The sequence below is a fragment of the Pseudomonas sp. G(2018) genome (assembly GCF_005502415.1).
Lineage (GTDB): Bacteria > Pseudomonadota > Gammaproteobacteria > Pseudomonadales > Pseudomonadaceae > Aquipseudomonas.
Genome location: NZ_SCOO01000001.1, coordinates 169,561 through 187,498, shown reverse-complemented (window position 1 = coordinate 187,498; position 17,938 = coordinate 169,561). Strand labels below are relative to the sequence as shown.

Sequence of the window (17,938 nt, the reverse complement as noted above, 5' to 3'; positions counted from 1 at the left end):
TAGTCAGCTTCACGTAGGACGGCAACCGCCTACGGTCAGAGGGAGGAAAAAGAAGCGGGATTTTCGATTAGTCAAAATTACCCTTAAAGGGTAATTTTATGGATAGGGTTAGGGTTTCTTATGGAAAAGAACACACCCCATTATGACTTGGCGGTAATCAAGGCGGAGGTCATCAGGCTGGGAAGCAAAGCATTCACAATGACCGCCCGAGAGGGGGGTCGAAAAATGTCCTTAAGCATTACTCAGATGCTACGAACCGTTTGCTTGCTGGAGTACAAAATGCTGCACAAATCGATGACCACCTACGCTGATCATCGAGTATGGCAAGACGTGTATCACACGACTTTTCAGGATCGGGAGATCTACATCAAAGTGACTTACCGCGCCGGCGGTGGGCATCCGGTAATCTCCTTCAAGGAGAGGTACCCATGAAAACACAGCAATGCGTTAACTGCGGCACTCACAAGGGAATGCATCACTTTGTTGGCCGCACTTTTACTATCGACTATAAGCAGGTTGCACGGTTAATACATGATATTGCCGGATGGGAGTGCCAGGTCTGTGGTGAAATCGAATTCGATCACGACACTGACAGCGCTGATCGCTATTCCGATGCAAGCGACAAGCTGCTTGAAGACTGCTTCCAGGTCATGGGCTCCGAGATGAGACGCATCCGCCGCAAACTGCACCTCACACAAAAAGACGCAGTCAAATTGCTTTCAGGCGGCGGGCACAATGCCTTTTCCCGTTACGAACGCGGCGAACTCGCCCCGCCACAACCGCTGTTCACATTGATGCGCCTGCTGGATCGTCACCCTCATTTACTGGCAGAAGTACAAGCACTGAACGAAGGAACTGATTTGAAGCGTTTGTTAGCCGAACGCTTCCCCGAACAGGAAACCGTGAAGGCCTGACGCGGAAATCAGGCAAAAATAAACCCGGAACACGTCCGGGTTTATTTCAACGCCAAATGCCGATCAATGCAAAATCTGGCTCAAGAACAACTTGGTCCGATCATTCTGCGGGTTGTCGAAGAAGTCGTTCGGCGCAGCCTGTTCGACGATTTCACCCTTGTCCATGAAGATCACGCGGTTGGCCACGGTGCGGGCGAAGCCCATTTCGTGGGTCACGCAAAGCATGGTCATGCCGTCTTCGGCCAGGCCGATCATGGTGTCGAGTACTTCTTTCACCATCTCCGGGTCGAGTGCCGACGTCGGTTCGTCGAACAGCATGATTTTCGGCTTCATGCACAGCGCACGTGCAATCGCCACACGCTGTTGCTGACCACCTGACAGTTGCCCCGGATACTTGTGCGCCTGCTCCGGAATGCGTACGCGTTCCAGGTAGTGCATGGCGATTTCCTCGGCCTTGCGCTTGGGCATCTTGCGCACCCACATCGGCGCCAGGGTGCAGTTCTGCAAAATGGTCAGGTGCGGGAACAGGTTGAAGTGCTGGAACACCATGCCGACTTCACGGCGGATCGCTTCGATCTGCTTGAGGTCGTTGGTCAGCTCCACGCCATCGACCACGATGCGGCCCTGCTGGTGTTCTTCCAGACGGTTGAGGCAACGAATGGTGGTGGACTTGCCGGAACCCGACGGGCCGCACAGCACGATACGCTCGCCCTGCTTGACGTTCAGGTTGATATCTTTCAACACGTGGAACTGGCCGTACCACTTGTTCACGCCCTGCATCTGAATAATGCCTTCAGGGTTCACAGGCTGTTTGATTGCTTCGCTCATCGGAAAACGTCCTAAATAGGTAGCGACTTAGCGCTTGTGGCCTGTGTCCAGCTTGCGTTCCAAATGCATGGAGTAGCGGGACATACCAAAACAGAAAATCCAGAACACCAGGGCTGCAAACACATAGCCTTCAGTGGCCATGCCCAGCCATTTCGGGTCGGCGGCGGCTTGCTTGACGCTGTTGAGCAAGTCGAACAGACCGATGATGATCACCAGGCTCGTGTCCTTGAACAGCGCGATGAAGGTGTTGACGATGCCGGGGATCACCAGCTTCAGGGCTTGCGGCAGAATCACCAGGCCCATGCTGCGCCAGTAACCCAGGCCCATCGCCGCGGCCGCTTCGTACTGCCCTTTGGGAATCGCTTGCAGACCGCCGCGCACCACTTCTGCCACGTAGGCTGACTGGAACAGGATCACGCCGATCAGTGCCCGCAGCAGCTTGTCGAAGTTCATGCCTTCAGGCAGGAACAACGGCAGCATTACCGAGGACATGAACAGCACCGTGATCAACGGCACGCCGCGCCAGAATTCGATGAAGGTCACGCAGACCACACGAATCGCCGGCATGTTCGAACGACGGCCCAGCGCCAGGACAATCCCCAGGGGCAGCGCACCGGCAATACCGACGGTGGCGATCACCAGGGTCAGCATCAGCCCGCCCCATTGGCTGGTAGCCACCTGGGTCAGGCCGAAAACGCCGCCGTGCAACAGGCACCAGGCAATGATCGGGTACAGCACCAGGAAGCTCAGGCCGTACACGGCTTTATGGTGGAAGCGCGAGATGAACAAGGGTGCCACGCCGATAACCGCCAGCCACACGGTCAGGTCCACGCGCCAGCGCAGTGCCGGCGGATAATAGCCGTACATGAACTGGCCGAAACGCTGCTGGATGAACACCCAGCAAGCGCCGTCCTTGGTGCAGTCGGCCTGGGAGGTGCCGACCCAGTTGGCATCGAGGATCGCCCATTGCAGGATCGGCGGAACCACCAGATAGATGAGGTAGAACGCAAACAGGGTCAGCAGGGTGTTGAGCCAGCTGGAGAACATGTTCGCGCGCATCCACGCCACGGCACCGATGCTGCGGCCCGGTGGGGGCATGTCAGGTTTGAAAGTATGAGTACTCATGCGCTTTTCCTTACCGCTCGATCAGCGCAATGCGCTTGTTGTACCAGTTCATCAGCAGGGAAATGCTGATACTGATCGCCAGGTACACGCTCATGGTGATGGCAATCACTTCGATCGCCTGCCCGGTCTGGTTCAGCACGGTGCCTGCAAACAACGAAACCATTTCCGGATAACCGATACCGGCCGCCAGCGACGAGTTCTTCGCCAGGTTCAGGTATTGGCTGGTCAGCGGTGGAATGATCACGCGCAGGGCTTGCGGGATGATCACCTTGCGCAGGGTCGGGCCGTTGCGCAGGCCGAGCGAGTGAGCCGCTTCGGTCTGGCCGTGGCTGACCGACTTGATGCCCGAACGCACGATCTCGGCGATGAACGCCGCGGTATACACCGTCAGGGCCAGGGTCAAGGCCAGCAGTTCCGGGATCAGTACCCAGCCACCGACGAAGTTGAAACCCTTGAGCTGCGGCATTTCCCAGTGCACAGGTGCACCGAAGATCAAGGCGCACAGCGCCGGGATCACCAGGAACAACGCCAGGCCGACCCAGAACTTGTGGAACGGCTCGCCGGTTGCTTCGAAACGCTTGTTGGCCCAGCGGGTCATCAGCACGATGGCGACGATGGCCACGACGATGCTGATCACAAACGGCCAGAACCCATCGGCCATCAGCGCGGCCGGCATGTTCAGGCCACGGCTGCTGACGAAGAAGGTGTCGCCGAAGTTATGGCTGTTGCGCGGCCCCGGCATGGTCAGGAACACCGCGAAGTACCAGAACAGGATCTGCAACAGTGGCGGGATGTTACGGAAAACCTCCACGTACACCGTCGCCAGTTTGGCGATGATCCAGTTCTTCGACAGTCGGGCCACGCCGACGATGAAGCCGAGGATGGTCGCCAGGATCACGCCGATGAAGGTCACCAGCAACGTGTTGAGCAGGCCGATCACGAACACACGGGCATAACTGTCCGCTTCGGTGTAGGAGATCAGGTGTTGAGCGATGCCGAATCCGGCACTGCGCTCCAGAAAGTCGAAACCGGAGGTAATGCCCCGGTGCTGAAGGTTGGTCTGCGTGTTATCGAACAAGTACCAGCCCATCGAGACCACCGCGACAATGGTGATGATCTGGAAGAGCCACGCACGCACTTTTGGATCGCTGAGGCTGAGCCTCTGCTTTGGTGCGCCGATTGAATTTTGCATGAAGTGCCCCGGAAATAATGGAACAGAACATCACCCGGCAGTTGGCCTACCGGGTGATAGAACCATCAGCGCACTGGTGGTGCGTATTGAATGCCGCCAGCGTTCCACAGAGCGTTCAGCCCGCGGTCGATTTCCAGCGGAGTGCTCTTGCCGAGGTTTTTCTCGAAGATTTCGCCGTAGTTACCGACTTGCTTGACGATCTGCACGACCCAGTCTTTCGGCAGTTTCAGGTCCTTGCCGTATTCACCGTCAGCGCCGAGCATACGAGCGACATCCGGGTTCTTGGTGGCCTTGGCTTCGGCTTCGACGTTCTTCGAGCTGATACCCGCTTCTTCGGTGTTGAGCAGCGCGTAGCCAGTCCAGCGCACCACGGCCAGCCACTCGTCGTCGCCGTTACGCACGACCGGACCCAGAGGCTCCTTGGAAATGGTTTCCGGCAGAACCACGTAGTCCTTCGGCGAAGCCAGCTTGCTGCGCTGGGCGAACAGTTGGGACTTGTCGGAGGTCAGCACGTCGCAACGACCGGATTCCAGCGACTTGGCGCTTTCATCGGAGGTGTCGAAAGTGATCGGGGTGTATTTCAGACCGTTACCGCGGAAGTAGTCGGAAACGTTCAGCTCGGTGGTGGTACCGGCCTGGATGCAGATGGTCGCGCCATCCAGCTCTTTGGCGCTTTTCACGCCGAGCTTGTTGTTTACCAGGAAGCCGATGCCATCGTAGTAAGTGATGAAGCCCGGGAACTTGAGACCCATGCCGGCGTCACGGGAGCTGGTCATGGTGGTGTTGCGCGACAGGATGTCGATTTCGCCCGACTGCAGAGCGGTGAAACGCTCCTTGGCGTTCAACTGACTGAACTTGACCTTGGTCGCGTCGCCGAACACGGCAGCGGCCACAGCGCGGCAGAAGTCAGCATCGATGCCCACGATCTTGCCGGTGGAATCCGGAACCGAGAAACCTGGCAGGCCATCGCTGACGCCACACTGCACGAAACCTTTCTTCTTCACTGCATCCAGGGTTGCACCCGCCTGAGCGAACCCGCTGACACCGAGTACTGCGGCTGCAGTCACGATCGCCAGAGTGGATTTCAACATCTTCATTCAAACCTCCAGTTTTGCTCTTGTTGTGTCGGAGCGTGAGTCCTGTCGCACCCTTTTGAGGCGTTGTCGACCCGAGTTGGCTTGTTTTAGGGTCAACCGACGTAGAGACCGTAGCTATGAGTCTAGTAGGAGAAAATCCACAAAATGGACAACTCACTTCTCACCAATCGGCCGAACGGGCTGTAGCCCTTTCAAGTTCGCGAAGCCCGTAGCGGCCACTGGCGAACATCCATCACCGGATTTTTTGCTATCCCACTGCCAAAAATGGCCTGATAGTGTTACCGACAGATGTGGGATTTTCGTACCAGCTTCCCTATAGCAAAGCCCGTACCACACCGGCCGCCAAAGCGGTTAAGCGACAGGTCAATAGCAAAACTTGTAACCTTGCGACATCTTCGTAACTGATCAACCAGACGCGCACTCACGCCCCGCACTCAATGAGAGCGCACGCACACATTTGGAGCAGCCATGACCGAGCCCCTGATTCTAGAACCCGTCAAGCCCGCAGACGCCTGCGTCATCTGGCTGCATGGCCTCGGCGCCGATCGATATGACTTCCTGCCGGTCGCCGAGGCGCTGCAGGAAACGCTGTTATCCACCCGCTTCGTTCTGCCTCAGGCCCCGACCTGCGCCGTTACCATCAACGGTGGCTACGAGATGCCCAGCTGGTACGACATATTGGCCATGAGCCCGGCGCGCGCGATCAACCGCGATCAACTGGAAGAGTCGGCACAGAGGATCATTCATTTGATCGATGTGCAGCGAGCCGCTGGAATAGACGCCTCGCGGATTTTCCTGGCAGGTTTTTCCCAGGGTGGCGCAGTGGCTCTACACGCCGCGTTTGTGAAATGGCAGGGACCGTTGGGTGGCGTACTTGCCCTCTCTACCTACGCACCGACCTTCAGCGATGAGCTTGAATTGTCCGCCAGCCAGCAGCGCATTCCTGTGCTGTCGTTGCATGGCCAGTACGATGACGTGGTGCAGAATTCGATGGGCCGTACCGCCTATGAGTATCTGAAGCAGCATGGTGTCACCGTGACATGGCAGGAATACCCAATGGGCCACGAAGTGTTACCCGAGGAAATTCGCGACATCGGGGTCTGGCTGGCCGAACGTTTGCGTTAAGCCTTTATGTTGCTCTTTTTGTTTAAAAGCGCCCTTTGATCCATCCCTCTACGCCGCGCCCGATTCTTGCATTACACTGGCCGGCGTATATTCCTTAACCAATTGATGAGATGACCGTGCTCAAAGCACTCAAGAAAATGTTCGGTAAAAGCGAGACTGAGCAACTCGCGCCAGTCCCCAGCGCGCCGTCGCACTCCCACGGCCATCGCAGCGACGCCAGCCAGGCCGACCACCACGCTCCCGCAGCCGCACCGAAACATGAACCCAAACCTGTTTCTGCCGCCGTTACCGTTGCCGAACCTGTGCGCAGTGAAGCACCCAAACCCGCCAAACCGCGTCGCGAACCCAAGCCCAAGGCGCCAGTCATTCCATGGAAACTCGAAGACTTCGTCGTCGAACCCCAGGAAGGCAAAACCCGTTTCCACGATTTCAAACTCGCTCCGGAACTGATGCACGCCATCCAGGACCTGGGCTTTCCGTATTGCACGCCAATCCAGGCGCAGGTGCTGGGCTTCACCCTCGCCGGCAAAGACGCCATCGGCCGCGCCCAGACAGGCACCGGCAAAACCGCGGCGTTCCTGATTTCGATCATCACCCAGTTGCTGCAAACCCCGCCGCCGAAAGAGCGCTACATGGGCGAGCCCCGGGCATTGATCATCGCGCCGACCCGCGAGTTGGTGGTGCAGATCGCCAAGGATGCGGCGGACCTGACCAAATACACCGGCCTCAACGTCATGACGTTCGTGGGAGGCATGGACTTCGACAAGCAGCTCAAACACCTCGAAGCCCGTCACTGCGACATCCTCGTGGCCACCCCCGGCCGCCTGCTGGACTTCAACCAGCGCGGCGATGTGCACCTGGACATGGTCGAAGTCATGGTGCTGGACGAAGCCGACCGCATGCTCGACATGGGATTCATCCCGCAGGTGCGCCAGATCATTCGCCAGACCCCGCCCAAGAGCGAGCGCCAAACGCTGCTGTTCTCCGCGACTTTCACCGAAGACGTGATGAACCTGGCCAAGCAATGGACCACAGACCCGGCGATCGTCGAAATCGAAGTCACCAACGTGGCCAGCGAAAACGTCGAGCAGCACATCTACGCGGTGGCCGGTGCCGACAAATACAAACTGCTCTACAACCTGGTCAACGACAACGGGTGGGAGCGGGTCATCGTCTTTGCCAACCGCAAGGATGAAGTGCGACGCATCGAAGAACGCCTGGTGCGCGATGGCATCAACGCCGCGCAGCTGTCCGGCGACGTGCCGCAGCACAAGCGCATCAAGACCCTGGAAGGTTTCCGCGAAGGCAAGATCCGCGTGCTGGTGGCAACCGATGTGGCCGGTCGCGGCATCCACATCGACGGCATCAGCCATGTGATCAACTTCACCCTGCCGGAAGTCCCGGACGATTACGTGCACCGCATTGGTCGTACCGGTCGCGCCGGCGCCGATGGCGTGTCCATCAGTTTTGCCGGCGAAGACGACTCCTACCAGCTACCGTCCATCGAGGCGTTGCTGGGTCGCAAAATCAGCTGCGAAACACCACCGACACATCTACTGCGGGCGGTAGAGCGCAAACGTCACTAACTGACGATGTGCAGAAAGAGGCGCAGCCGGAAACGGACTGCGCTTTTTTTTCGTCTGACTTTTCGTCGTGAAGAGCTTGCTAGACATATCTAAAAGTCCATAATGGACAAATTAGTTTACTTGCCGCTCCCGGAGCCGACCATGTCCAGCACCCCTTACGTGATCACCCAACCCCAGGCCCGCGAACTGCTGACGCAAGTCGACGTGCCGCAGATCCTGCGCAAACTGTTCCGCGACCTGGCTGCCGGGCAAGCGGTGCAACCGGCGCAACAGCTGGTGGAGTTTCCACAGGGTGCTGGCGATTTCATCAACTATCTGGGTGTGCTGGCCGAAGATGGCGTGTACGGGGTCAAGACTTCGCCGTATATCGTGCGCGAACAGGGGCCGCTGGTGACCGCCTGGACCTTGCTGATGTCGATGCAGACCGGCCAACCGCTGCTGCTCTGTGATGCCGGTGAGCTGACAACGGCACGCACCGCCGCGACCACTGCCGTGGCCGTCGATGCCCTCGCACCGCTGAAAGCGGCTCGCCTGGCGATCATCGGCAGCGGCAAAGTGGCCCAGGCGCACTTGCATTACGTGAAAAACCTGCGGGACTGGCAGAGCATCAGCCTGTACTCGCCAAGCCTGAGCGACAAGAATTCTGAAGAACTGGCGCAGCTCAAACAGCTCGATTCGCGCCTGACCATCGCTGACACTCGTGATGCCGCGATCCAGGATGCCGACGTGATCATGCTCTGCACCTCGTCCGCAGGTCCCGTGATCGACCCGTCTCACTTGAGCAAACCAGCGCTGATTACCTCCATCAGCACCAACGCACCGCGCGCCCATGAACTGCCGCCGCAGTGTCTCAACGACATGCGGGTGTTCTGCGATTATCGTCAGACTACCCCGGGCTCGGCCGGCGAAATGCTGATCGCTGGCGAACAACATGGCTGGAATAAAAACGCGATCGTCGGCGACCTGCCGGACCTGCTCAGCAACAAGGTGCAGCGCCCCGACTACGACCGCCACGTGTTCTTCCGCTCCATCGGCCTGGGCCTGGAAGACATTGCGCTGGCCAATGCCATTTATCACCTTCAGCACTAACACCTCAAAACCCTGTGGGAGTGGGCTTGCCCGCGATACAGACGCCGCGGTCTGTCAGACAGACCGCGGCGATGCAATCGCGGGCAAGCCCGCTCCCACAGGGTTCCTCTACATTAATTGCATTTACGCTTGATCAGGAGACGTTCATGAGCCAGGCAGACTTCATCATCATCGGCGGCGGGATTGCCGGCGCTTCCACCGGTTTCTGGCTGTCGCAGCATGGGCGCGTGATCGTGCTCGAACGCGAATCCCATCCGGCCTATCACTCCACCGGTCGCTCAGCCGCGCTGTTCACCGCCGCCTATGGCACGCCTCAGGTTCGCGCCCTGACCCAGGCCAGCCGCGATTTTTTCGACGCCCCGCCAAGCGGTTTCTGCGAACACCCGTTGCTGACCCCACGCGGCGAGATGACCGTGGACTTCACCGGTGATCCAGCCGAATTGAACAACCAGTACCTGAGCGCGAAAGCCACAGTGCCAGAGATGCAACTGCTCAGCGCCGAAGAAGCCTGCGCACGCCTGCCGATTCTGCGCCGGGAGAAAGTCCACGGCGCGATCTACGACCCGACCGCCAGCGACATCGATACCGATGCCCTGCACCAGGGCTATCTGCGCGGCATCCGCCGCAACAAAGGCGAAGTACACACCGACTGCGAAGTACAGGGCCTGAGCCGTGACGCCGAAGGTATCTGGCAGGTACAGACCAACACCCAAACCTTCAGCGCGCCGGTCGTCATCAATGCTGCGGGCGCCTGGGCCGACAAAATCGGTGAGCTGGCCGGCGCCAAGCCGCTGGGCCTGCAACCCAAGCGTCGCGCGGCCTTCATCTTCGCTGGCCCCGAAGGCGTGGACATCCATCATTGGCCAATGCTGGTCAGCCTCGACGAATCCTTCTACATGAAACCCGACGCCGGGATGTTCCTCGGCTCGCCCGCCAACGCCGACCCGGTGGAACCCCACGACGTGCAGCCCGAAGAGCTGGACATCGCCATGGGCATTTACCAGATCGAAGAGGCCACGACCCTGACCATCCGCCGCCCGACCCGTACCTGGGCCGGCCTGCGCAGTTTCGTCAGCGACGGCGACTTGCTGTCCGGCTTCGATCCACAGGTGCCGGGACTGTTCTGGGTCGCTGCACAGGGCGGCTACGGCATCCAGACCTCGCCGGCCATGGGTCAGGCCAGCGCCGCCCTCGTGCGCGGCAAACCGCTGCCCGAGCAACTCACCCGCTTCGGCCTGAGCGCCGGCATGCTCTCCCCTGCCCGCCTGGGCTGACATTGTCTTCAGGTGACGTGCCTCCATGATTGCGTCACACTTTCAGAGCCCCGTTCTACGGGGCACTGAAGCCGCCCGGAGCCCACTGTATGAATGCCCCCGAAAAAGACCCGGCCCTGAACGACGCCTCCCTGGATAACTTCCGGGCGATCGCCGATGCCATCGCCACGTTGTTCTTTCCTCACGCCGAGGTGGTGCTGCACGACCTGCGCACGCAAAAGGTCGACTACATCGCCAACAACCTGTCGAAACGGGAGATCGGCGATGACTCGTCGCTGGAAGACATGCTCAGCGAAGATGTCAGCGAACGAAATATCGGGCCGTACGAAAAACTCAATTGGGATGGTCAGAATATTCGCAGCGTAAGCACCGTGCTGCGCGACAGCGAAGGTCATCCGCTGGGTGTGCTGTGCATCAATCTGAATATTTCGCTGTTCGAGAATGCCAAGGCTGCGCTGGATCTGTTCCTGTCGCCGACCAAATTGATCCCGCAACCGGATTCACTGTTCCGCGATGACTGGCAGGAGCGGATCAACACCTTCCTCCACGCCTGGCTGCGCGAGCGCCAGCTGAGCCTGAACCTGCTGACCCGCGATCACAAACGCGAGCTGGTGTTGGCGCTGCACGCCGAAGGCGCGTTCAAAGGCAAGAGCGCTTCGAACTATGTGGCCAATGTGCTGAACATGGGACGGGCGACGGTGTACAAACATTTGAAGGAATTGAAGGGCTGAGCCCGGAGATTTGTAGCGTCTGAAAAGGCCTCATCGCGGGCAAGCCCGCTCCCACAGTGTCCGTGTCGTAATCAACGTAATCCTGTGGGAGCGGGCTTGCCCGCGATAGCGGACTATCAATCGCCGTAGATGTCCGACTTGAAGTACCTCTCGGAAATCTTCTGGTATTCACCACTGGCACGAATGCCGTCGATGGCCAAATTCAACTGGCTGACCAATTCGGTGTTGCCTTTGCGCACGGCAATCCCGGCACCCTCGCCCACGTATTTCGGATCCTTCAATTCCGGCCCGACAAACGCGTAGCCTTTGCCGCGCGGCATCGACAGGAAGTCGTTGAGCGGAATGGTGTCGGCAAAAATCGCGTCCAGGCGACCGGCCGCCAGGTCCATGTAGATCTCTTCGTTGTTACCGTAACGCTTGACGTTGATGCCCTTGGGTTCGAACACCTCGGTGGCATAACGGTCGGTGGTGGTCGCACGCTGCACGCCGACGGCCTTGCCCTTGAGGCTGGCGTACTGGTCATCCACCACCGCGCCTTCCTTCATCACCAGACGCGATGAGGTGAAGTAGTACTTGTGGGAGAAATCCACCGACTTCTTGCGGTCTTCGTTGATCGTCATGGACGACAGCGCCATGTCGATTTTTTTCACTTTCAGGGAAGGAATCAGACCATCGAATTCGCTTTCGACCCACACACACTTGACTTGCATCTGCGCGCACAGGGCGTTGCCGATGTCATAGTCGAAACCGACGATCTCGCCTTTTTCGGTTTTAGAGGCAAACGGCGGATAAGCCGCCTCGATACCGATGCGCAAGGTTTTCTCGGCGGCAAACAGGCTACTGCACGCCAACAGGCTCAGGGCCAGACCGGTGATGAGGGGGAACTTCTTCATATTCGTTCTCTCGCGGGTTTGTTGTTGGTTTGGCAAGACAGAAGAAAAAGCAGAAACGGGGAAAGCCTTTTTTGTACTTATAATTCCATACTGGACTTTTATGTATAAATCGTCAATCGGGCAAAAGGGATTGTGCCCAGCCAATGGTCGGGAGGTGAGTCAACAGGATTGTTGGTACTGCGGATGACGCCATCGCAGACAAGCCCGCTCCCACAGGGATCACTGAAAACCTGTGGGAGCGGGCTTGCCCGCGATGGCGTACTCGAGAGCAATGCAGGACTTACTGCTTCCAGCGATCCGCCGCCGCATGATCGCTGTCCCGCCCCTCGACCCAACGCGGGCCATCGGCGGTATTTTCCTTTTTCCAGAACGGTGCGCGGGTTTTCAGGTAGTCCATGACAAAGGCGCAGGCATCGAACGCGGCCTGGCGGTGGGCGCTGGCTGCGCCGACGAAGACGATCGGTTCGCCGGGCTCCAGTGCACCGATGCGATGCAACACTTCCAGCTTGAGCAGCGGCCAGCGCTGCTCGGCCTCGATGGCGATTTTGCCGAGGGCCTTTTCGGTCATGCCCGGATAGTGTTCGAGGAACATCCCGGCCACGTCGAGACCGTCATTGAAATCACGCACGTAACCGACAAAACTCACCACCGCACCGACACCGACATTGGCGGCGTGCATGGCGTTGACTTCGGCACCCGGATCGAACGCCGTGGACTGCACGCGAATCGCCATGATCAGCCTCCGGTTACCGTCGGAAAAAACGCCACTTCATCACCTTCGCTCACCGGCTCGTCGAGCTGGCACAGGTCTTCGTTGCGCGCGCACATCAGGTTCTGTTCGCGGAGCACGTCAGCACCCTCACGTTGCGCCAGTAACGCCCGCACGTCGTCGACGGTGGCGAATTGGCCTTCGACCTTCACTGAATCCACACCCAGCGCTTCACGATAACGGGCAAAAAACTTTACGGTGACATTCATGGTTGATCCGCCTGGAAATGACCGCTCTTGCCGCCGACCTTTTCCAGCAGCCGTACGCTTTCAATGGTCATGCCGCGATCGACAGCCTTGCACATGTCGTAGATGGTCAGCGCGGCGACACTGGCGGCGGTCAGCGCTTCCATTTCCACACCGGTCTGCCCGGACAATTTGCAGCGCGCCACAATGCGCACGCTGTCATCGCCTTCGGCACTGAGTTCGACCTTGACGCCCGTGAGCATCAGCGGATGACACAGCGGAATCAGATCACTGGTTTTCTTCGCCGCCTGAATGCCGGCAATGCGCGCCACGGCAAACACATCACCCTTGGGGTGACCGCCGCTGACAATCATCTGCAGGGTTTCGGGCAGCATGCGCACCAGCGCTTCGGCGGTCGCCTCACGAAACGTCACAGTTTTTTCGGTGACGTCGACCATGTTGGCGCGACCTAGGGAATCGAGATGAGTCAGCACGGGATTACTCCTGATCAGGAGCGTCGATTGTAAACCTGCGGGTCAATTTTCCGCACGCAAGATTATCGGTTCACCCCCAAGTCCCTGTGGGTTAAGGGTCAGGCATGAAAAAACCGGGCGGTTTTGAGGCCGCCCGGTTTGGGTGAAGGTTTACAGATGCGATTCGGCGTATTCGGCCAGAATCGAGCGTGGAACCCCTTGCAGGGTGATGTGCACGCCGTTGGGGAAATCCTTGAAGCGTTCGGTCAGGTATGTCAGTCCGGAACTGGTTGCGGACAGGTAAGGAGTGTCGATCTGTGCCAGGTTGCCCAGGCACACCACTTTGGAGCCGGCGCCGGCACGGGTGATGATGGTTTTCATCTGGTGCGGTGTCAGGTTCTGGCATTCATCGATCAGGATCAGGCTCTGCTGGAAGCTGCGGCCCCGGATGTAGTTGAGGGATTTGAACTGCAACGGCACTTTGCTGAGGATGTAGTCGACGCTGCCATGGGTGCTTTCGTCATCCATGTGCAAGGCTTCGAGGTTGTCGGTGATGGCGCCCAGCCAAGGCTCCATTTTTTCCGCCTCAGTGCCGGGCAGGAAGCCGATTTCCTGATCCAGGCCCTGCACGCTGCGGGTAGCGATGATCCGCCGGTAGCGTTTGCTGACCATGGTTTGTTCAATGGCCGCCGCCAGGGCCAGGATGGTTTTACCGGAGCCGGCGGCACCGGAGAGATTGACCAGGTGGATGTCCGGATCAAGCAAGGCAAACAACGCCAGACTCTGATAGATATCACGCGGCTTCAGCCCCCAGGCTTCCTGATGCAGCAGCGGTTCCTGGTGCAGGTCGAGGATCAGCAGCTGGTCGTTCTCGATCTCTTTGATCCAGCCGACAAACCCCTGCTCGTCGATAATGAACTCGTTGATATGCACCGCCGGCAGGTTGTCGATCAATTGCACCTGATGCCAGGTGCGACCATGACCCTGGCGGGTTTCGACCTTGCTGACGCGGTCCCAGAAGGAGCCGCTCATCTCGTGATAACCATTGGGCAGCAGCGAAACGTCATCAACCAGTTGGTCGGTGCTGTAGTCCTCGGCCGCGATCCCGCACGCCCGGGCCTTGAGGCGCATATTGATGTCTTTGGTGACCAGCACGACAGGCTTCTTCGGATCGCGAGTGTGCAGGTCGATCAACTGATTGATGATTTTGTTGTCGTTCAGGTGTTCGGGCAGAACGAGGTGGGGCTCGGCCTGCTTGCTCATCAAAATTGACAGCAAACCTTTCGGCCCACTCTTGCCGCGCTGGATCGGCACGCCCTGTTCGACATCCTCGGGTGAGGCATCGCCCAGGGTATTGTCGATCAGGCGAATGGCCTGACGACATTCGGCGGCAACGCTGTGATGCCCGCTCTTGAGCTTGTCGAGCTCTTCCAGCACGGTCATCGGGATGGCGACGTGGTGTTCTTCGAAGTTGAGCAGCGCGTTTGGATCGTGAATCAATACGTTGGTATCGAGTACATAAAGGATTGGCTGGTTGGAAGAAGAGCTACGTCCGTGATCATCCATACTCGGTCACCTTTGTCAGAGCCAGTGGACGCAATACCTTGGCGGTGCTGCGCCTCGAAGTGGCCGCCGATCTCACCTACGGAGACTTAAGTGACTGCAAACAAACGGGTCTTGGAAGACGCCACCTGTGTTGCAGGTTTCGGCGGTCTGTCTTCCTAATACTCCAAAACGTGTGACAGAAAAAAGTACTTTGACGCTTTTTTGAAGTTTATTTTGCAGAGTGACGAAAAACCCTTGGCGGACTGCCATCACCCGTTTACAGTCGGAGATCAACCTGCAGCAAAAACCCTCCAAAAATCGCTCTTCGCCCAATGTTCATGGGCTTTCGGCGCTTTCATCGAAAACCGTTCTGACAGTCCTCCCAACCGATTCCGCTCTGTGATGTTTGCGTCATCAGCCAGGGCAGCGCCGTTTTCACCCCCTCCTGCTTCACATTGAAATTGATCACGCCATGACGCCACAGCAGCATCAGGGTCAGCACCCGTTGCGCGCTCTGGCTGGCCTTGAGCTTGCCGGCGCCGTCCTGGGCATCGATGTCCCACAGTGCCACCTGCAAGCCCTGGGACTGGAAAAAGGCTTCGGCATCCGAGCGTCGCTGGCCATCGGGCGGACGGAACAGCGGTACGTAGTTTTCCGGCAATTTGCCTTTGACCAGATCGACGCTGCGTCGCACCGAGTCCTGCCAGTCCTGCCAGTGGCTGTGGGAACGGAACTCCCAACCCTGCACGCCGATGCACTGGCTTGAATAGGTCGATTGCAGACTGGCGACCGAGTCCTGCACCAGTCTCGCCTGGATGTCCTTGCCAAGGACAAAGAACGTGCCACTCATGTTTGCCTTGCGCAGGTACTCCGTGACCCAGGCCGTGTTGTCAGGGACGGCATTGGCGGCGCTGTCGAAGGTCAGCAGAAACAGCCGGTCATGCATGGTGTCGCCATTTCGTTCGTAGTCGCCAAAATGATCGACTTCGCTGCTGGCTTGCGGAAACAGCGCAGCCTTGCGCAACTGCTCGTCCAGGTACTGGGCATGAAACAGACGACTCGGTTCGGCCCACTTGATGTAGTAGCTGTCCTCGCTGATCTGGAATTTTCCGGCCTGCTCACGCAGGGTGGGCATGTCCTCTACCAGAAAACAGAAGGACGCATCCTGATGGCAACTCTGCTGGGCGAAATCGAAGTTGGCCAGCAAGCGTTGCCACATGCGCTGGCGAACGCGGTTGACCGATTCCATATTGACCGTGCGCAGGCCCAGGCGCTGAGCCAGCGCAGGTTCATCCAGGGACTCGCTGGCCAGCAGCACCCTGGCGAACATGAGGATTTCGGCGCGTGATGCCACGTCGAACAGCGTCGGGTTGTTGAGCTTCTCAGGCCATGTGCCGCGATCAAGCGTCGCCACGTCGCCCGGCGTCGCCATGGCGCCAAAGCTCAGAAGCCACGCCGAGATTAGAAAAACGATACGCAATGGGATGTCTCCATAACAAAACCCGCGCGGCACTATAGCCGATCGCAGCCCATCGAACTCTTTGTGGGAGCGGGCTTGCTCGCGAAGAGGGAGTGTCAGTCAACATTGTTGTCGCCTGGCTCACCGCTTTCGCGAGCAAGCCCGCTCCCACAGGGAATGGTGCATAGCCACCGATCATCACCTATGGACTTGATAGCTGGAGTCAACACGGACAACCCCCTAGAATCGCCCCCACGATTAAAGGAGACGACTTCATGCTGATGGTGATTTCACCCGCAAAGACCCTCGATTACGAAACACCGCCGGCGACCCAGCGCTTTACCCAGCCGCAGTACCTCGACCACTCCCAGGAGCTGATCCTGCAATTGCGCGACCTGACGCCGGCACAGATCAGTGAGTTGATGCACGTCTCCGACAAAATCGGCGGGCTCAATGCCGCGCGCTTCGGTAGCTGGACCCCGGCATTCACTCCGGAAAATGCCAAACAGGCATTGCTGGCATTCAAGGGCGATGTGTACACCGGGCTGAACGCGCAAACCTTCAGCGAAGCCGATTTCGATTACGCCCAGCAACACTTGCGCATGCTCTCGGGCCTCTACGGCCTGCTGCGTCCGTTGGACCTGATGCAACCCTACCGCCTGGAAATGGGCACCAAACTGGCCAACGCACGGGGCAAGGACCTGTATGCCTTCTGGGGCTCACGCATCAGCGAATGGCTGAACGAAGCCTTGGCCGATCAGGGCGATGACGTGCTGCTGAACCTGGCCTCCAATGAGTACTTCTCGGCGGTCAAGCGCAATGCCCTGAATGCGCGCATCATCAATACCGAGTTCAAGGACCTGAAGAACGGTCAGTACAAGATCATTAGCTTCTACGCGAAAAAAGCCCGAGGCATGATGAGTCGCTTCGTCATTGAGGAGCGCATCAACGATCCTGCTGCCCTGAAACAGTTCGACGTCCAGGGCTATCGCTACAGCGCCGAGCAGTCTAAACCGGACAATCTGGTGTTCCTGCGCGATCACGCCCCCGAGTGACCCATCCTGTCGGCGCATGGCATGAAAATCCTGCCTGCGCCGACCATTGATTGACACCACTTTTCCCGACTTGATCGCCATTTTAATGACGCCAAAAATACATCGTTCGATTTTTTAACTTTAGTTTCATTCGACTTCGATCTTTTTTTTCAGTAGTGGCACTGAAAATTTTTCTCGGTAGTGGCAAAAAACTATCCGCCTCAATAATCCACCTATATATAAAGGGCGAAACGGCAAGTGCTATCAATATGAGAGCAGTGCCATCCTTTTCAATATTTCAAGAAATTTCATAATTCGCGATGGGCGGGCCGGAACTTCGTTCGAATGCACCGCTCATACCACCGGTAACGATTCTCAAAGATCTTGTAGGAGATGACTTACGCAGAACAGAGATCCAAGTAGCGAAGTTGTCACATTAACTTTCGCAGACTAATCCCTGATTTGGGCAACATAGTAAGGACAGGAGATAACCGATGAGAACTATCCCCTACAGGGCCAAGGCAGCGCCCCTATAACGTACTCACCCGAGTACTCAACCGCTTGATCCACGGGCTTACGGCCTGAAATCGAGCGCGCAGGAACATTGCACGAACATCTT

General features: G+C 58.1%; 18 protein-coding genes. 8 read left to right on the top strand and 10 right to left on the bottom strand.

Annotation, left to right across the window (positions count from 1 at the left end; all coding sequences use genetic code 11):
* The first annotated feature begins 120 nt into the window (after positions 1-120).
* Together FFS64_RS00875 and FFS64_RS00870 are read left to right on the top strand one after the other, a co-directional pair.
* Positions 121-432, top strand: coding sequence for a type II toxin-antitoxin system MqsR family toxin (locus FFS64_RS00875; protein ID WP_137803842.1), 312 nt, complete (start codon positions 121-123; stop codon positions 430-432).
* Positions 429-914 (top strand): type II toxin-antitoxin system MqsA family antitoxin, encoded by a 486-nt coding sequence (locus FFS64_RS00870; protein ID WP_137803841.1) that lies wholly within the window; start codon positions 429-431, stop codon positions 912-914. The genes FFS64_RS00875 and FFS64_RS00870 overlap by 4 nt, the downstream gene beginning before the upstream one ends.
* Positions 915-977: 63 nt before the next feature.
* Here the strand turns inward: FFS64_RS00870 and FFS64_RS00865 are convergent, their stop codons facing one another.
* From FFS64_RS00865 to FFS64_RS00850, 4 genes are all read right to left on the bottom strand, one after another.
* The gene (locus FFS64_RS00865) at positions 978-1,742 is read right to left on the bottom strand and encodes an amino acid ABC transporter ATP-binding protein (protein ID WP_137803840.1); all 765 of its coding nucleotides are present in this window, start codon (positions 1,740-1,742) and stop codon (positions 978-980) included.
* A gap of 27 nt (positions 1,743-1,769) precedes the next feature.
* A complete protein-coding gene (locus FFS64_RS00860; protein WP_137803839.1) occupies positions 1,770-2,867 on the bottom strand; it encodes an amino acid ABC transporter permease in 1,098 nt (365 codons plus the stop codon).
* A 10-nt stretch (positions 2,868-2,877) separates the two neighbouring features.
* On the bottom strand, positions 2,878-4,059 hold the full coding sequence (locus FFS64_RS00855) for an amino acid ABC transporter permease (RefSeq protein WP_137803838.1): 1,182 nt from the start codon (positions 4,057-4,059) through the stop codon (positions 2,878-2,880).
* Between the two features lie 65 nt (positions 4,060-4,124).
* A complete protein-coding gene (locus FFS64_RS00850) occupies positions 4,125-5,156 on the bottom strand; it encodes an amino acid ABC transporter substrate-binding protein (RefSeq protein ID WP_137803837.1) in 1,032 nt (343 codons plus the stop codon).
* 468 nt (positions 5,157-5,624) lie between these two features.
* Between FFS64_RS00850 and FFS64_RS00845 the strand changes: the two genes are divergently transcribed.
* The 5 genes from FFS64_RS00845 (at position 5,625) to FFS64_RS00825 (ending at position 10,961) form a co-directional block, all read left to right on the top strand.
* Entirely contained in the window at positions 5,625-6,281 is a 657-nt protein-coding gene (locus FFS64_RS00845) for an alpha/beta hydrolase (protein ID WP_137803836.1), read from the top strand.
* A 110-nt stretch (positions 6,282-6,391) separates the two neighbouring features.
* Positions 6,392-7,867, top strand: coding sequence for an ATP-dependent RNA helicase RhlB (gene rhlB / locus FFS64_RS00840; protein ID WP_137803835.1), 1,476 nt, complete (start codon positions 6,392-6,394; stop codon positions 7,865-7,867).
* A gap of 141 nt (positions 7,868-8,008) precedes the next feature.
* The gene (locus FFS64_RS00835; protein WP_171017038.1) at positions 8,009-8,956 is read left to right on the top strand and encodes an ornithine cyclodeaminase family protein; all 948 of its coding nucleotides are present in this window, start codon (positions 8,009-8,011) and stop codon (positions 8,954-8,956) included.
* A 146-nt stretch (positions 8,957-9,102) separates the two neighbouring features.
* Entirely contained in the window at positions 9,103-10,230 is a 1,128-nt protein-coding gene (locus FFS64_RS00830) for an FAD-binding oxidoreductase (protein WP_137803833.1), read from the top strand.
* 89 nt (positions 10,231-10,319) lie between these two features.
* Positions 10,320-10,961, top strand: a complete 642-nt coding sequence (locus FFS64_RS00825; RefSeq protein ID WP_137803832.1) for a transcriptional regulator — start codon at positions 10,320-10,322, stop codon at positions 10,959-10,961.
* A gap of 116 nt (positions 10,962-11,077) precedes the next feature.
* On the opposite strand, the gene FFS64_RS00820 is transcribed toward FFS64_RS00825, so the two are convergent.
* The 6 genes from FFS64_RS00820 to FFS64_RS00795 form a co-directional block, all read right to left on the bottom strand.
* Positions 11,078-11,854, bottom strand: coding sequence for an ABC transporter substrate-binding protein (locus tag FFS64_RS00820; RefSeq protein WP_137803831.1), 777 nt, complete (start codon positions 11,852-11,854; stop codon positions 11,078-11,080).
* Between the two features lie 280 nt (positions 11,855-12,134).
* Positions 12,135-12,587 carry a molybdopterin synthase catalytic subunit MoaE gene (moaE, locus tag FFS64_RS00815; RefSeq protein WP_137803830.1) on the bottom strand — a complete coding sequence of 151 codons (453 nt, stop codon included), beginning with the start codon at positions 12,585-12,587 and terminating at the stop codon, positions 12,135-12,137.
* 2 nt (positions 12,588-12,589) lie between these two features.
* Positions 12,590-12,832 carry a molybdopterin converting factor subunit 1 gene (gene moaD / locus FFS64_RS00810; RefSeq protein WP_137803829.1) on the bottom strand — a complete coding sequence of 81 codons (243 nt, stop codon included), beginning with the start codon at positions 12,830-12,832 and terminating at the stop codon, positions 12,590-12,592.
* Positions 12,829-13,302, bottom strand: a complete 474-nt coding sequence (moaC, locus tag FFS64_RS00805) for a cyclic pyranopterin monophosphate synthase MoaC (RefSeq protein ID WP_137803828.1) — start codon at positions 13,300-13,302, stop codon at positions 12,829-12,831. The genes moaD and moaC overlap by 4 nt, the downstream gene beginning before the upstream one ends.
* Before the next feature lie 150 nt (positions 13,303-13,452).
* A complete protein-coding gene (locus FFS64_RS00800) occupies positions 13,453-14,847 on the bottom strand; it encodes a PhoH family protein (RefSeq protein ID WP_137803827.1) in 1,395 nt (464 codons plus the stop codon).
* Between the two features lie 334 nt (positions 14,848-15,181).
* Positions 15,182-16,306 (bottom strand): polysaccharide deacetylase family protein, encoded by a 1,125-nt coding sequence (locus tag FFS64_RS00795; RefSeq protein WP_137803826.1) that lies wholly within the window; start codon positions 16,304-16,306, stop codon positions 15,182-15,184.
* Between the two features lie 254 nt (positions 16,307-16,560).
* Here FFS64_RS00795 and yaaA point away from each other — a divergent pair, with 254 nt between their 5' ends.
* Entirely contained in the window at positions 16,561-17,340 is a 780-nt protein-coding gene (yaaA, locus tag FFS64_RS00785) for a peroxide stress protein YaaA (RefSeq protein ID WP_095193029.1), read from the top strand.
* Positions 17,341-17,938 lie beyond the last annotated feature (598 nt).

Bases quoted from the DNA above. Each gene is read 5' to 3' on its own strand.
- FFS64_RS00845 (WP_137803836.1), top strand. From the start codon at position 5,625: ATGACCGAGCCCCTGATTCTAGAACCCGTCAAGCCCGCAGACGCCTGC.
- FFS64_RS00830 (WP_137803833.1), top strand. From the start codon at position 9,103: ATGAGCCAGGCAGACTTCATCATCATCGGCGGCGGGATTGCCGGCGCT.
- FFS64_RS00820 (WP_137803831.1), bottom strand. From the start codon at position 11,854: ATGAAGAAGTTCCCCCTCATCACCGGTCTGGCCCTGAGCCTGTTGGCG.
- moaD (WP_137803829.1), bottom strand. From the start codon at position 12,832: ATGAATGTCACCGTAAAGTTTTTTGCCCGTTATCGTGAAGCGCTGGGT.
- FFS64_RS00825 (WP_137803832.1), top strand. From the start codon at position 10,320: ATGAATGCCCCCGAAAAAGACCCGGCCCTGAACGACGCCTCCCTGGAT.
- FFS64_RS00875 (WP_137803842.1), top strand. From the start codon at position 121: ATGGAAAAGAACACACCCCATTATGACTTGGCGGTAATCAAGGCGGAG.
- FFS64_RS00855 (WP_137803838.1), bottom strand. From the start codon at position 4,059: ATGCAAAATTCAATCGGCGCACCAAAGCAGAGGCTCAGCCTCAGCGAT.
- rhlB (WP_137803835.1), top strand. From the start codon at position 6,392: ATGACCGTGCTCAAAGCACTCAAGAAAATGTTCGGTAAAAGCGAGACT.
- yaaA (WP_095193029.1), top strand. From the start codon at position 16,561: ATGCTGATGGTGATTTCACCCGCAAAGACCCTCGATTACGAAACACCG.
- FFS64_RS00800 (WP_137803827.1), bottom strand. From the start codon at position 14,847: ATGGATGATCACGGACGTAGCTCTTCTTCCAACCAGCCAATCCTTTAT.
- FFS64_RS00860 (WP_137803839.1), bottom strand. From the start codon at position 2,867: ATGAGTACTCATACTTTCAAACCTGACATGCCCCCACCGGGCCGCAGC.
- FFS64_RS00870 (WP_137803841.1), top strand. From the start codon at position 429: ATGAAAACACAGCAATGCGTTAACTGCGGCACTCACAAGGGAATGCAT.
- FFS64_RS00835 (WP_171017038.1), top strand. From the start codon at position 8,009: ATGTCCAGCACCCCTTACGTGATCACCCAACCCCAGGCCCGCGAACTG.
- FFS64_RS00850 (WP_137803837.1), bottom strand. From the start codon at position 5,156: ATGAAGATGTTGAAATCCACTCTGGCGATCGTGACTGCAGCCGCAGTA.
- FFS64_RS00865 (WP_137803840.1), bottom strand. From the start codon at position 1,742: ATGAGCGAAGCAATCAAACAGCCTGTGAACCCTGAAGGCATTATTCAG.
- moaE (WP_137803830.1), bottom strand. From the start codon at position 12,587: ATGGCGATTCGCGTGCAGTCCACGGCGTTCGATCCGGGTGCCGAAGTC.